The organism is Pedobacter sp. MR22-3 (assembly GCF_026240075.1).
GTDB lineage: Bacteria > Bacteroidota > Bacteroidia > Sphingobacteriales > Sphingobacteriaceae > Pedobacter.
In genome coordinates, this window is record NZ_JAPIVF010000001.1 from 524938 (window position 1) to 539267 (window position 14330).

Genomic DNA, 14330 nt, shown 5'->3' on the forward strand with positions numbered 1-14330 from the left:
CATTGTTGAAGATGAATAACGAAGCAATCTTTTAAAGTGTCTTTCACATGAAAGATTGCTTCATCCCCTTAATACAAAATTCTGGCCTTTGTTTGCGATCACGCTACCCGATTAGGTAATTTTTTATTCCTCCTCCAAGTACCTAATATCAATCTGCTTAGTTGCCTTTGCACCTAATTTCTTAATTTTTTCAGAAGTGTTTGTCAGATTTCCTGAACCCACAGAAAGTTTATTAAGTGCCTTTTCGTAAGCATCCTGCCCATTTTTAATGTGTTTACCAATGTTTTCCATGTCAGCAATAAAGCCTACAAACTTATCATACATGGTGCCGCTTAAACGGGCAATTTCCATCACATTTCGGTTCTGTCTTTCCTGCTTCCAGATACTGGCAATGGTGCGTAAAGTAGCCAGTAAAGTAGAAGGGCTTACAATAACCACCCGTCTATCCCAGGCAAAATTAAATAATTCGGCATCTTTTTGAACGGCAATACTAAAAGATGATTCAATCGGAACAAAGAGCAAAACAAAGTCAGGTGAGTTAATTTGATACAAATCCTGATAGTTTTTAGAAGATAATTCCTGAATGTGATTCTTAATAGAGCCCAGGTGTGCTTTTACATAGCCTTCACGCGCTTCATCCGTCTCAGCAGATACAGAACGCTCATAAGCTATCAGGCTAACCTTAGCATCAATAATAAGGTGTTTATTATCAGGAAGGTCAATTACCACATCAGGTTGGTATCGGCCGCCTTCAGCAGAAGTATGCGAAGCCTGAATACGGTATTCCTGATCACGAACTAAACCCGAACGTTCCAATATCCTTTCCAAAATAACTTCACCCCAGTTTCCTTGCTTTTTATTATCACCTTTAAGGGCCTTGGTTAAGTTATTGGCATCTTCCTGAATCATTTTACTTTGAATCTGCAATTCAGATATTACACCTTTCAGAATGTTTCTTTCATCAGATTCCGCTTTATATACCTTTTCCACTTTATCTTCAAAGGCCTTGATATTTTCTTTTAGTGGATTGAGAATTAAATCTAAATTGATTTTATTTTGCTCTACAAACCGGGTTGATTTCTCTTCCATAATTTTATTGGCAATGAGTTCAAAATCCTTATTAAGTTTCTGCTGAGATTGTTCATAGCTTGCCTTTTGCTCTACCAGTTTTTCTTTTTCTGCAATGTAAAAAGACCGGGTACTTTCCAGTTCTCTATTGGCATCAGCCAGGCGATCGCGTTCACTTTGCAATTCATTAATTAATCGCTGTTGCTCCACTTTCAATAAATTTGTGATGTGTTCCTTTTCTGAACTGGTATTGGAAACCCGCTCCTCTGCTTTTGCCAGACTAATTTTCAATGACTCATTCTCCGCTTTTATTTTCTCATAATCATCAGTAGAGATTAATGATAAAGATGATTTGGAGTTTTTAAAGAAAAGGGCAACCATTACGATTAAGATAATGAGTAGAAGGGCAATTGAAGCGTATTCCATAATGATAATAATTTTAGTAAAAATGAGTATTTTATATTTATTTACCAAAATAATTTGCTAAAAAAGATCTCTTATCATCTGTTAAAAAGGATTAAGAAACATATTTATTAAGAATCTGCTTTCAAATTTCTTAATATTGAATATTAATTATTAAGATGAATAAATTAACAGTCCTTATTTATTGTCCCGATCAGGTAGGTTTAGTAACCAACATTACCCGTGTATTGGCATCACATCATCTTAACATTGTTGCCATGCGTGAATTTGTGGATGAGGCAAATAAAGCATTTTTTACACGTATTGCGTGTACAGGAAATTTTGAAGAGACAGTAAAATTAAAAGAAAAGCTACTGGAAAACCTGCCCAATGATGCTGAAGTGAATTTAATTACGGAGCAGGAAAAACAGGTAGCCGTTTTAGTCACTAAAGAATATCATTGCTTATCTGAAATTCTGATTAAAAATCAATTTAAAACATTGGGTGCGAATGTTCAATGCGTGATTGGTAATTATGAAACACTTCGAAACTTTACAGAAAAGCTGGGTATTCCTTATTTCTATGTATCGCATGAAAATAAAGATAAAGAACAATTTGAATCAGAGATAAAGGGAATTATCAATCAATTTGATATTGATTATCTTGTTCTTGCAAAATTTATGCGTATTCTTTCTGCTGATTTTGTAAAAGATCATGCGGGTAAGATTGTCAATATTCATCATTCATTTTTGCCTGCATTTATTGGTGCAAATCCATATCGGCAAGCGTTTGAACGTGGTGTGAAAATAATAGGTGCAACAGCTCATTTTGTTACGGATAATCTGGATGAAGGGCCCATTATTACGCAGCACACTACACATGTAGACCATAACTTTGGTGTAAAGGAAATGATTCGGGCAGGAAAAGAAATAGAAAAAAAGGTACTTCTTGAAGCATTAGAATTAATTTTTGAAAACCGGGTATTTGTTAGCGGAAATAAAACAGTCGTTTTCAAATAACTTCATTTAATCATAGCGTTATGTAGATTAAACTTTGCTTATATCAGGCAGGATATAGATTCTTGATGTTCAATTTTTGATACAGGTAATTTCGACGGCTTAATTCTGTTAACACTGAATAATCATCACTTAAAAGTAAATATGAACATACTGTATCTATCTCGTAGTTTAGCTTATTGAAAAAGCTTTTTTAAAATATTTTCCTGAAGGGTATATTAACTATATTCTCAATTATTTTAATTGAATAAATGTGCTTTTATATTCAGGAGAGGTATGTTTTAGTCACTAGCATGGAATAAAATTTACAATTTGCTAAAATATCAATGGTTGAGATTCATTGTTTCAAATCGCATCAGGAAGACTTCAATAAAATCATATCTGATTTAAAAATGAAATATTTTTCGGGTTATTAAAAGCATGCTTGATAAGCTATGTATTTAGTATTTATCGCATTAAATAAATGGGGAACGCTTTTTGATATACAGTTAAATGAAAAACATACAAAAAAATGGGAGTTTATTTAATATTAATCATCCCGGTATTATTGCTGAGCATGTTTGTACAATGGCGATTTAGAAATAAATTTTCTCAGTATGCCGAAATGCAAATCAGCTCTGGTTTATCGGGCAAGGAGGTAGCAGAAAGAATGCTGCATGATAATGGAATTTACGATGTGAAAGTGATGAGCACCGAAGGACAATTAACCGATCATTATAATCCATCAGATAGAACCGTAAATCTTAGTACAGATGTATATTACAGCCGGAGTGTTGCCGCGGCCGCTGTAGCCGCACATGAATGCGGACATGCGGTGCAACATGCCAAATCTTACTCCTGGCTTAACTTAAGAAGTACTATGGTACCTTTGGTTAGCATTTCATCTAATCTGTTGCAATGGGTTTTATTAATTGGTGTTATGCTATTGGTTGTTAATGTTACACCAATTGTTTTGGCCATTGGTGTTTTAGGGCTGGCTTTGGTTACAGTATTCAGTATTATAACCCTTCCGGTAGAGTTTGATGCCAGTAACCGTGCGTTGGCCTGGTTAAAAAATAATCAGGGTGTTATGCAAACGCAGGAAGAAAACAGGCAGGCTAAAGATGCATTGTGGTGGGCAGCCATGACTTATGTAGTGGCAGCAGTTGGTGCCTTAGCCAACCTTCTTTATTATGCGTCCATGTTATTTGGAAGAAGCAGGGATTAAAATATCAAATTATAAAAGTACATACGGTCGGGAATCAATTCCGGCCGTTTTTGTTTAATGATCTGAACCAAAGGGAACAGCCTTAACGTTTCTATAAAAAATAATGATATTTTATCTGTTGAAAATTGAATTAATTCAATTTGTAAGGGGCAACCAGCTGGAATTCAGGAATATTCACTTCAAACTCTGAACCATCTACATCTCGTTTCATCAGATAGGCACCCTTCATGCTACCCATATCTGTTTTTAAATTACATCCTGAAACATATACGTGGGTATCCCCTGGCTGAATCACAGGCTGCAAACCCACAACGCCCTCGCCTTCAACTTCTCTTCGGCTACTATTGGAATCAAAAATAAACCATTGTCGACGTAATAATTGAACGGCATAATCAGAAAGATTGGCGATTTCTACCCGATAAGCAAACATAAAATGTTCATTAGCCGGATTGGAATATTCTGGCTGGTAAATCGTTTCTACTGAAACTTTAACTCCATCTGTAATTGCTGTAACCATGGTAATATACGAATGTATAAAAAACTTTTCAAAAATCAGGCCAGTACTTTAGTGGCATCATAACTGGCAAATTTTTCTGCCACTTCTTCCAAAATGCTATAAATGTTTTGAATATCAGGTTCTGCCACTAAACGCATGCGGTAAGGTTTAAAGTCAGGCAAGCCTTTAAAGTAATTGGCGTAATGCCTCCTCATTTCAAAAATTCCAGTTTTAGGACCTTTCCATTCCAAAGATTTATCCAGATGTGTTCTGCATACTTCAATTCTTTCCTCAATGGTAGGGCCAGGTAAATGTTCTCCGGTTTTAAAAAAGTGCTTTACCTCTCTGAAAATCCATGGATAACCAATGGCGGCTCTGCCAATCATAATGCCATCTACCTCATATTCCATACGCCAGTTAGCGGCCTTTTCAGGGCTATCCACATCACCATTACCAAAAATCGGAATTTTAATTCTGGGATTACGCTTAATTTCCCGGATTAATGACCAGTCTGCTTCGCCCTTGTAAAGCTGTGCTCTTGTTCTGCCATGAATGGTTAAAGCTTGAATACCAACGTCCTGAAGTCGCTCAGCCACTTCATAAACATTTTTACTGTCATCATCCCAACCTAAGCGGGTTTTCACAGTAACTGGTAAATGTGAAGCCTTAACAACAGCTTCTGTCATTTTAACCATTTTATCAATATCCCGAAGCAAGCTTGAGCCGGCGCCTTTGCAAACCACATTTTTAACCGGGCAACCATAGTTAATATCGACCAGATCTGGTCCTGCAGCCGATGCAATTTCCGAAGCTTCACGCATGTGGTCAATGTCACCTCCAAAAATCTGGATGCCTATCGGCCTTTCATACTCAAAAATGTCTAATTTCTGCCTGCTTTTTGCCGCATCACGAATTAAGCCTTCAGAAGAAATAAATTCAGTGTACATTAAATCCGCACCATTCTTTTTACATACATAACGAAATGGTGGATCGCTCACATCCTCCATCGGAGCAAGCAATAATGGGAATTCACCTAAATCTATATTTCCTATCTTAACAGACATTTTCTATCTTCAACGATTAATAATACATACAAAAGTACAAATAATGAATTTTGTAACACCTAATAAGGAAGAAATCAATCCCTTTTTACAATTACTTTTACTTCTATTTTACGGAATTGCCGGCGGACTGGTTTTTGCGTTAATTGGATTAGTGATCGCCTTCCTAATGTATGGTACAAATTTGATTAGTAATGTAGATGCACTTTTAGCGGGTGAACCGTCATATCTGAATGGGTTGAAAGTCATGCAAATTTTTTCCTCAATAGGAACCTTTATTGTGCCAGGAATAGCTCTGGCCCTCACCGAGAAACAAAAGGTAGCTAAATTTTATGGGCTTGGTAAACCGAAATTTCCGCTGATTATTTTGGTTTTCCTGATTATGATCGCCAGTATGCCATTGATGGAATGGACAGCAATCTGGAACCAAAAGATGATCTTGCCTGAATTTTTAAAAGGAATTGAGCAATGGATGAAGGAGAAAGAAGATGCTGCGATGGGGATTACAATTAAACTCCTCACCGTAAGGAACAATTTCGATTTTGTAGTTAATTTAATCATGATTGCAGTTCTGCCTGCTATCGGTGAAGAACTGATGTTTCGCGGAGGTGTGCAAAGATCACTAAACAGGGCTTTTAATAATCCGCACACTGCAATCTGGTTATCAGCCATTATTTTCAGTGCCATACATGTTCAGTTTTACGGCTTTATCCCACGGATGCTTTTAGGCGCAGGCTTTGGTTATTTATACTATTTTAGTGGTAGCCTTTGGTATGCTATGCTGGCGCATTTCATTAATAATGCATATGCTGTTTGCACTGCATTTTATATGCAAAAGCATAATATGCCACTGGATAAAGCAGATGAACCTATTGGATTTCCGTGGTATGGTTACTTAATTAGTGCAATAATTACCATAGCTTTGTTTAACTTTTTTAAAAACAAAGCAGAACGTGAGCGAAAACTGGATTAAAGTTTATACAACTTCCGATGCATTTGCAGCAGAGGTATTAAAACAAGGATTAACTGAGGCTGGTATTCCGGCGGTTACGATAAATAAGCAATTATCTGCCTACCATTTAAATGAAATCCATGTGTTGGTGAGTAAGGACGATTTTAACAAGGCCATTGAATACATCGTTGAAAACGAAATTGAATAATAGTAATAAGACCTTAAGTTCTACACCTTTTACCCACTATCACAAATGAAAACAAGGGCAATAACCGCTTTCTTTTTTACTATTGTAATGTTAGGCTCCATCTTTTTAGGAAGTTATGCCTTCACCATATTTTATTTAGTATTAAGTATTTTATCTCTTTTTGAGTTTTATAAGCTAATTAAAAATTCAGGAATCCGGCCTCACCGTAATATTGGTTTAATTGCCGGAGCATTGATATTTTTGATGGCTGCTGGTTTGCATTATCTAAAATATGATGTTAAATATCTTCTGCTTTGTATTCCATTAGTTTTTTCTGTCTTTATCACAGAACTTTATAAGAAGAATAAAATTCCATTTGCCAATATCTCCTATACATTTGTAGGCTTTGTATATGTAACCATTCCTTTCTGTTTTTTCCACGCTTTAGGGTTTTTAAAAAACTGGAGTGAATACAATTTTCATTTTCCGCTGGCTTTTTTATTGATGCTTTGGGCTAATGATACGGGTGCCTATCTTTTTGGTGTAAAATATGGTAAGCGCAAATTATTTGAACGTCATTCTCCAAAGAAGAGTTGGGAAGGTTTTTTTGGCGGAATGTTTACCAGCGTTTTGGTAGCGTATGGTTTGTCATTTTTATTTACCGAAAATCCATCATGGGTTTGGGCTGGAATGGCCATATTAATAGCCAGCTTTGGCACACTCGGAGACCTGGTAGAATCTATGCTGAAGAGAAGTCTAGATACTAAAGATAGTGGTGGATTATTGCCCGGCCATGGCGGCTTGCTAGATCGTTTTGATGGGTTATTATTAGCCGCACCAGTGGTTTATGCTTATTTGTACCTGATTTTGTATTAAACCATTTGGATTTTATATAGTATAAACCATATAAGAAAAATATAAGGTTAATGGGTTTTACTATAGCACTTATATGGTAAAATAAAGCTTTATTTAATCACCTGAACTGGTTTTTTGTGTTCATCAATCGCTACAAAGGTAAAATCGCCATGTACGGCCAACTCTCTTCCTTCTGCATACATTTGCTCAATGTAAATTTCTACATTCACCTTTAAACTGGTATTGCCTACATGATTTACTTTTCCTACCAATTCAATAATGGTTCCTGCCGGAATTGGTTTCTTAAAGTCGATTCTGTCGCTGCTTACGGTTACCATTATTTGCCTGCTGAATCTTGTAGCCGTGATAAATGCCACTTCGTCCATTAAATGCATGGCGGTACCACCAAAAAGGGTATCATAATGGTTTGTTGTGTTTGGAAAAACGGCTTTAAAAATACTGGTTTTTGAATTTTCGATTCTTTCTTCTAAGGTCATGGGTTAAATATAAAGGGTGTAAAAAGCTTTGACAACTTTCTTTCTTAAAAAGTTGTCAAAGTAAGGTTTTATTTTAGAGAAAACGATCGTGTTTCTTCCTGATTGACCACACGGGCATGGTAAAAATGAATTAGTTTTGTGCGGCTGTGCTTAAACCATCTTCAGTTTTACGCATTTCTTTAGCGGCTTCCACCATTTCAATCAGGGCTTTTTTGGTTTCATCCCATCCACGGGTTTTTAATCCGCAATCTGGATTTACCCAAAGCTGATTTCCAGGAATAACAGCCTTCGCTTTTTTAAGTAAATGAACCATTTCTTCCCTTTTAGGTACGCGTGGAGAGTGAATATCATAAACTCCAGGGCCAATTTCATTCGGATATTTAAAGTTGGCAAAAGCATCTAAAAGCTCCATTTGGGATCTCGAAGTTTCAATAGTAATTACGTCAGCATCCATATCTGCTATGTTTTGAATAATATCGTTAAATTCAGAGTAACACATGTGTGTATGAATTTGTGTTTCATCCTTAACACTGCTTGCAGAAATTTTAAAGGTATTTACAGCCCAGTTCAAATAAGTCTGCCAGTCTTTCTTCCTTAAAGGTAAACCTTCTCTGATAGCGGGCTCGTCAATCTGAATAATTTTAATCCCCGCATTTTCCAGGTCGACAACCTCATCCCTGATGGCCAATGCAATTTGCGTACAGGTTTCTGACCGTGGCTGATCATTACGCACAAAGGACCATTGTAAAATAGTTACTGGTCCGGTTAACATCCCTTTCATGTATTTGGATGTTAAAGATTGCGCATACGATGTCCATTTCACTGTCATAGGCTCCGGGCGTGAAATATCACCATAAATTATGGGCGGTTTTACGCAACGGGAGCCATAGCTTTGTACCCAGCCATTTTTCGAAAAGGCAAAACCTTCCAGCTGCTCGCCAAAATATTCAACCATATCATTGCGTTCAAATTCACCATGTACCAGAACATCAAGGTCTATTTCCTCCTGCCATTTTACTGCCTTTGCAGTTTCTTCGGCTATAAGTGTATTGTATTCATCTTTCGTAAAAGTTCCATTTTTAAACTTAGCCCTCCAGCTTCTTACTTCTGCTGTTTGCGGAAATGAACCAATTGTTGTTGTAGAATACTTTGGTAAATTAAGTTGTTGCTGCTTAATTTTTCTCAGAGAAAAATGACTTTTACGTTCTGAATCTTCAGCCTTTAAATTGGCTACGCGTTCTTTTACTATAGGATTATGGATAGAGGTAGATGTTTTTCTGTTGTTTAAAGCATTTTTGTTTTCCTCTAGTTTTTGCAGGGTAGATGCAGGGCCTTCGTTCAAGATCAGCTTTTTCAGGGTTACAATTTCGGTTACTTTCTGTTTAGCAAAAGCCAGCCATTGTTTTACCTCAGCAGTTAAATTTTCTTCATTGGTCTCATTTTCCAAATCAACCGGAGCATGGATTAAAGAACATGATGGTGCAATCCAGACACGTTCTGTGCCTATTTTCTCAATAGCTTGATTAATCATAGCGATGGAATGTTCAAAATCGTTTTTCCAGATGTTTCTACCATCTACAACACCTAAAGAAAGGATGGTATTTTCTTTAAGTTGAGGCAATACATCAGCCAGTTGATTTTCAGCCCTTACCAAATCTATATGTAAAACATTTACCGGAAGTGATGTGGTTAACGCCAGGTTATTACCAAGACCTTCAAAGTAGGTTGCAAGAACCAGCTTGATTCTTGGAAAGGCTTTCCGAATTTCCTTATAGGCATATTCATATGCTTTCTGTTCCTTTTCTGATAAATCTAAAGCCAGAAAAGGTTCATCAAATTGAATATATTCAACATCCAAAGCATCCAAACGGGCTAAAATTTCCAGATAAACAGGAAGCAGGTTTTTAATTAAGTCAATCTTTTCGAAACCACTTTCTTTTTCTTTACCCAACAAAAGGTAAGTAACCGGGCCAATTAAAACCGGTTTTGTGATGATCCCCAGTTGCTTGGCCTCATAAAATTCATCAATTATTTTGGTGGAGAGAAGTTTGAAAGGTTGGTCTTTATGAAATTCAGGAACAATATAATGGTAGTTGGTGTCGAACCATTTGGTCATTTCCATAGCAACCACATCCAGCCCATCTTTCTGATAGCCCCTGGCCATGGCGAAATAGAGATCCAGCTCAGTGTTTCCCTTTTTTAAAATCACTTCGTTATACCTCTTCGGAATGGCACCAAAAGTTAACGAATGATCCAGCACATGATCATAGAAAGAGAAATCATTCGAAGGAATGAGGTTAATTCCGGTTTCCTGCTGAAGTTTCCAGTTCTCGTGGCGGATGTTTTTTCCTACCTGAAGTACATTTTTGTAGCCCGTTTTACCTGCCCAGTAATTTTCGCAGATTTTCTTTAATTCGCGGTAGCTACCAATTCGCGGATAGCCTAGATTTTGCGTTAGCATTTCTTTTAAAGATTAAGTAAATAAATCGTTTAAAAGCCCTCAAGCAATATTCTATAATGATTTCTGTAAAAAATGAAAAGGAAAGGCAGGGGCATACAAAACCCACTCATCAGCAAAAAGCTTAAAGCAAATTTTAATAAAATGGTTAATTTTATTGTGAACCTATCAGACCTGACCTGTTGCTTTTTTACGCGAAAGCACCGTCAATTCGATATCTGGCAGGTCTCCTGACTTATTCCCGGTTTTATCGCCTTCCCATCCCGAAAAACAGAACAGTGGCATTATTGATAAAACCGTTGTCTTTATTTTAAAAGACAGAATTTACAGTTGCGCGACAGCTCGTGATTTGCACACGATTCCCTTTTAATCTACAGCTAAGTAAAACCGATATCGGTTGATGAAAAATAAAGTTAAGAACTTGCATCAATACAAATGTATTTATTAACACGCAGTAATTGTAACAGGAAACAAATATTATTCTGTTTTCAAAATATAAAAGTCAAAAAAACTTAGCTATTTTTTGGTAAAAGATGTCGTGTAACAAATTTACGGCACTCTGTTTTTACATTCTTTTCGCTATTATATTTGAGTATCCAACAAACCAACCTAAACTATGATTAAAATGCAATTTAGAAAGCTATTACTGGCTTTTCTAATCGTAAACGGCAGTGCTTTTGCGCAGGAAGTACCTTCTCCAAAATCACATTTTGGCTTTGATATCGGCGATAATTACCAATTGGCTACCTATACGCAAACCGAGGCTTACTTTAAAAAATTAGCTGAAACATCTAAGCGTGTGAAACTGGTTGATATTGGCAAAACTGAAGAGGGAAGAAATCAGTATATGCTGATTGTTTCTTCACCTGAGAACCTTCAAAAGCTGGATCGTTACAAAGAAATTTCGCAACAGCTTGCCCTTGCAGAAATTACAACTGAGCAGGCAAAAGCACTATCTCGGGAAGGAAAGGCAGTGGTTTGGATTGATGGTGGTTTACATGCAACTGAAACCGTTGGTGCACATCAGTTGATTCAAACTGTTTATGAATTTGCTTCTAAAACGGATCCTGAAACCACTAAAATTCTTGAAAATGTAATTATTTTATTTACCCATGCCAATCCTGATGGGCAGGAATTGGTGAGTAACTGGTACATGCGTGAAAAAGATCCTGCAAAGAGAGTGTTATCTGGTTTACCTGTTCTTTATGAAAAATATGCCGGGCACGATAATAACCGGGATTTTTTTATGCTGAATTTAAAGGAAAGTCAGAATATCGGGCGACAACTTTTTGTGGAATGGATCCCTCAGATTATGTATAATCATCATCAGGCAGGCCCTGCCGGAACTGTTGTCGCTGGGCCACCCTATCGCGATCCTTTCAACTATGTTTTCGATGCCACACTCTTAACCAGTTTAGATGCGGTTGGGGCGGCCATGCATACCAGATTAAATGTAGAAGGAAAGCCTGGTTATACACAACGTGGAGGTTCAGTGTTTTCAACCTGGTATAATGGTGGGTTGAGGACAACCACTTATTTTCATAATATGGTTGGTTTACTGACGGAGATTGTTGGTAGCCCGACACCATCAGAAATCCCGTTAGTACCTTCCAGGTTATTGCCAAACAGTGATTCACCTAACCCGGTTACTCCCCGGAAATGGTTTTTTAAAAACTCCATTGACTATTCTGTTTCTCTAAATTACGCTGTATTAAATTATGCGCAGCGACATGCAGACGAATTGCTTTTTAATATTTATCAAATGGGCAGAAATTCAATTGAAAAAGGTAAGAAGGATACCTGGTCTTTTTCACCTAAAAAGATTGAAGCCATTAATGCAGCAGCAAAAAAAGGCGGATCGAATACTGCAGATGTTGGTGAGTATGATTTTGGCTCCAGACAAATGATGAGTGTAAAATATTTTGATACCGTGATGAAGGCACCGGCAAACAGAGATGCAAGAGGTTATATCCTATCTGCTGATCAGGCTGATTTTAATACGGCAATTAAATTCTTAAATGCGCTCATTAGAACTGGCATTGTGGTGCAGAAAGCAATGGCTCCATTTATCGTTGCTGGCAAAAAATACCCTGCAGGAAGTTATGTGGTTAAAACTGACCAGGCTTTTAGGCCACATGTATTAGATATGTTTGAGCCACAGGATCACCCCAATGATTTCAAATATGAAGGTGGTGCCCCTATACCACCCTATGATGCTGCCGGATGGACATTGGCTTATTTAATGGACGTAAAATTCGACCGTATCCAGGATGATTTTAGCGGACCATTTGAAAAAAATCCATATGGTAAGTTACTGGTTCCTGAAAATAAGCTCACTGGAAAAAGTTATATATTAAGTGCTGCACAAAATGATTCTTATACCGCTGTTAATGATCTATTGAAAGATAAAATAGAGGTTTACCGTTCGAAGGAAAACGGAGATTTTTATGTTTCTTCTGCCGGAAAATCTGTTTTGGAAAAGGCAAATGTGAAATTAAAATCTGCGACCATTCCAAAAGATAAAACGAAAATTTCTGCTTCAAGAATTGCCTTATGGGATAATTATGGTGGATCAATGGCATCCGGTTGGATGCGTTTTATTATGGAGCAGTATCATTACAATGCTACCGTTATTTATCCGCAGGATATTGATGCAGGAAGTTTAAAATCTAAATATGATGTAATTATTTTCGTTGGTGGCGCAATTCCGGCACTACAGGTTGGTGGCTTCGGCTCAAGAGCTTTCGAGCCTAAAGCAGAAGATATTCCTTTGGCATACAGAAATCGTTTAGGTAGGATTACCGCAGATAAATCTATACCTCAATTAAAGCAATTTTTAGAAGACGGGGGCAATATTGTAACCATTGGCAATAGTACAAATCTGGCTTATCATTTAAACTTACCAGTTCGCAACGCCATAATGGAGATTGTAAATGGCGAAGAAAAGAAACTCCCGGCAGAGAAATATTATGTACCTGGAAGTGTTCTACAAGTTGAATTAGATCCCAAACAACCCGCTAACTGGGGAATGGAAAATGATGCGGATGTGTATTTTGATAACAGTCCGGTTTTTAAATTAACCGGAGATGCCATTACCGCTGGAAAAATCAAACCATTGATGTGGTTTAAATCTGCTGCACCTTTGCGCAGCGGTTGGGCCTGGGGTCAGGCTTATTTGCAGGATGGTGTAACAGCTTTTGAGGCAAATTTAGGGAAAGGAAAGTTACTGGCTTTTGGTCCGGAAATAGCCTTTAGGGCACAAACCCATGGAACCTTTAAATTGATTTTTAATCAGTTGTATAAATAGAAAATTGATTGAGCAGATCGGTATCCTTTATATTATGGCCTTTTTACTTTCTGCTTACTAAGCATTCTTATAAAGTAGTTATTTTTATTTCATGAAAGTAGAAATCTGGTCGGATGTAATGTGTCCGTTTTGCTATATTGGTAAGCGTCATTTTGAGCAGGCCATAGAAAAATTGCCTTTTAAAAATGAGATCACGGTAGATTGGAAAAGTTATCAGCTAAATCCTGAATATCACAATACAAACAATGAAACGGTGTACGATTACCTTTCTAGAAGTAAAGGAATGCCGATTGAACAGGCAAAGCAAATGACGAAACAAGTTGCTGATATGGCTGCAAATGCAGGTTTAAAACTCGATTTTGATGCCAATATTCCGGCTAATACTTTTAATGCACACAGACTAATTCATTTGGCCGCCAAACACGGTTTGCAAGATCAGGCTGAAGAAAAATTGTTTGAAGCTCATTTTATAAATAGTCAGAACATTGATGATTTATCGGTTTTGATAGATCTTGCTGAGGAAATAGGTTTAGAAAAGGCCGAGGTAGAAGAGGTTTTAAAAGGAGATCAATTTAGCGAAGCTGTTCGTTATGATATTTATGAAAGCCAGAATTTAGGCATTCGTGGTGTTCCTTATTTTGTGATGGATAGAAAATATGGGATTTCCGGAGCACAACCTGTGGAAGCTTTTACTGATGCGCTTACCCAAAGTTTTACAGAATGGAAAGCCACTCAGCCTAAAACTACGCTTACTTCATTAAATAAAAATGATGATGCCATTTGCGATGAAAATGGATGTTAAATATAGGTTTGTTTCCCGCAGA

The 14330-nt window shown here is 37.1% G+C and carries 12 protein-coding genes and 1 riboswitch; of the genes, 7 read left to right on the plus strand and 5 right to left on the minus strand.

All coding sequences use genetic code 11. The features are described from left to right. Positions 1–123: 123 nt before the first annotated feature. Positions 124–1494: a DNA recombination protein RmuC gene (gene rmuC / locus OQ267_RS02355; RefSeq protein WP_265834745.1), complete on the minus strand. Its 1371-nt coding sequence runs from the start codon at positions 1492–1494 to the stop codon at positions 124–126. A 155-nt stretch (positions 1495–1649) separates the two neighbouring features. On the opposite strand from rmuC, the gene purU reads away from it, so the two are divergent. Then, complete coding sequence (purU, locus tag OQ267_RS02360) at positions 1650–2489, plus strand: formyltetrahydrofolate deformylase (protein ID WP_265834746.1); 840 nt, start codon at positions 1650–1652, stop codon at positions 2487–2489. 508 nt (positions 2490–2997) lie between these two features. After that, positions 2998–3693, plus strand: coding sequence for a zinc metallopeptidase (locus tag OQ267_RS02365; RefSeq protein ID WP_265819377.1), 696 nt, complete (start codon positions 2998–3000; stop codon positions 3691–3693). 130 nt (positions 3694–3823) lie between these two features. On the opposite strand, the gene apaG is transcribed toward OQ267_RS02365, so the two are convergent. Both apaG and dusB read right to left on the minus strand, forming a co-directional pair. Continuing rightward, positions 3824–4210, minus strand: coding sequence for a Co2+/Mg2+ efflux protein ApaG (gene apaG, locus OQ267_RS02370; protein WP_265834747.1), 387 nt, complete (start codon positions 4208–4210; stop codon positions 3824–3826). A gap of 35 nt (positions 4211–4245) precedes the next feature. After that, on the minus strand, positions 4246–5253 hold the full coding sequence (gene dusB / locus OQ267_RS02375; protein ID WP_088301274.1) for a tRNA dihydrouridine synthase DusB: 1008 nt from the start codon (positions 5251–5253) through the stop codon (positions 4246–4248). Positions 5254–5296: 43 nt separating this feature from the next. On the opposite strand from dusB, the gene OQ267_RS02380 reads away from it, so the two are divergent. The 3 genes from OQ267_RS02380 to OQ267_RS02390 are packed head-to-tail and all read left to right on the plus strand — an operon-like array spanning position 5297 to position 7265. Continuing rightward, a complete protein-coding gene (locus OQ267_RS02380; RefSeq protein ID WP_265834748.1) occupies positions 5297–6223 on the plus strand; it encodes a CPBP family intramembrane glutamic endopeptidase in 927 nt (308 codons plus the stop codon). Next, the gene (locus OQ267_RS02385) at positions 6204–6410 is read left to right on the plus strand and encodes a putative signal transducing protein (protein ID WP_265834749.1); all 207 of its coding nucleotides are present in this window, start codon (positions 6204–6206) and stop codon (positions 6408–6410) included. The genes OQ267_RS02380 and OQ267_RS02385 overlap by 20 nt, the downstream gene beginning before the upstream one ends. 45 nt (positions 6411–6455) lie before the next feature. Next, positions 6456–7265: a phosphatidate cytidylyltransferase gene (locus OQ267_RS02390; protein WP_088301271.1), complete on the plus strand. Its 810-nt coding sequence runs from the start codon at positions 6456–6458 to the stop codon at positions 7263–7265. Positions 7266–7354: 89 nt separating this feature from the next. Here the strand turns inward: OQ267_RS02390 and OQ267_RS02395 are convergent, their stop codons facing one another. After that, on the minus strand, positions 7355–7741 hold the full coding sequence (locus tag OQ267_RS02395) for an acyl-CoA thioesterase (protein ID WP_265819379.1): 387 nt from the start codon (positions 7739–7741) through the stop codon (positions 7355–7357). Positions 7742–7871: 130 nt separating this feature from the next. Next, positions 7872–10202 (minus strand): 5-methyltetrahydropteroyltriglutamate--homocysteine S-methyltransferase, encoded by a 2331-nt coding sequence (metE, locus tag OQ267_RS02400; RefSeq protein WP_265834750.1) that lies wholly within the window; start codon positions 10200–10202, stop codon positions 7872–7874. A 199-nt stretch (positions 10203–10401) separates the two neighbouring features. Then, positions 10402–10606: riboswitch (cobalamin riboswitch) on the minus strand. Positions 10607–10824: 218 nt separating this feature from the next. Between metE and OQ267_RS02405 the strand changes: the two genes are divergently transcribed. Further along, positions 10825–13506 (plus strand): M14 metallopeptidase family protein, encoded by a 2682-nt coding sequence (locus OQ267_RS02405; protein ID WP_265834751.1) that lies wholly within the window; start codon positions 10825–10827, stop codon positions 13504–13506. Between the two features lie 91 nt (positions 13507–13597). Continuing rightward, a complete protein-coding gene (locus OQ267_RS02410) occupies positions 13598–14308 on the plus strand; it encodes a DsbA family oxidoreductase (RefSeq protein ID WP_265834752.1) in 711 nt (236 codons plus the stop codon). The last annotated feature ends 22 nt before the right edge of the window (positions 14309–14330 follow it).

Excerpts from the sequence above, each read along its gene's own strand:
- OQ267_RS02395 (WP_265819379.1), bottom strand. The coding sequence starts at position 7,741 with ATGACCTTAGAAGAAAGAATCGAAAATTCAAAAACCAGTATTTTTAAA.
- metE (WP_265834750.1), bottom strand. The coding sequence starts at position 10,202 with ATGCTAACGCAAAATCTAGGCTATCCGCGAATTGGTAGCTACCGCGAA.
- OQ267_RS02365 (WP_265819377.1), top strand. The coding sequence starts at position 2,998 with ATGGGAGTTTATTTAATATTAATCATCCCGGTATTATTGCTGAGCATG.
- OQ267_RS02405 (WP_265834751.1), top strand. The coding sequence starts at position 10,825 with ATGCAATTTAGAAAGCTATTACTGGCTTTTCTAATCGTAAACGGCAGT.
- purU (WP_265834746.1), top strand. The coding sequence starts at position 1,650 with ATGAATAAATTAACAGTCCTTATTTATTGTCCCGATCAGGTAGGTTTA.
- apaG (WP_265834747.1), bottom strand. The coding sequence starts at position 4,210 with ATGGTTACAGCAATTACAGATGGAGTTAAAGTTTCAGTAGAAACGATT.
- OQ267_RS02380 (WP_265834748.1), top strand. The coding sequence starts at position 5,297 with ATGAATTTTGTAACACCTAATAAGGAAGAAATCAATCCCTTTTTACAA.
- dusB (WP_088301274.1), bottom strand. The coding sequence starts at position 5,253 with ATGTCTGTTAAGATAGGAAATATAGATTTAGGTGAATTCCCATTATTG.
- OQ267_RS02410 (WP_265834752.1), top strand. The coding sequence starts at position 13,598 with ATGAAAGTAGAAATCTGGTCGGATGTAATGTGTCCGTTTTGCTATATT.
- rmuC (WP_265834745.1), bottom strand. The coding sequence starts at position 1,494 with ATGGAATACGCTTCAATTGCCCTTCTACTCATTATCTTAATCGTAATG.
- OQ267_RS02390 (WP_088301271.1), top strand. The coding sequence starts at position 6,456 with ATGAAAACAAGGGCAATAACCGCTTTCTTTTTTACTATTGTAATGTTA.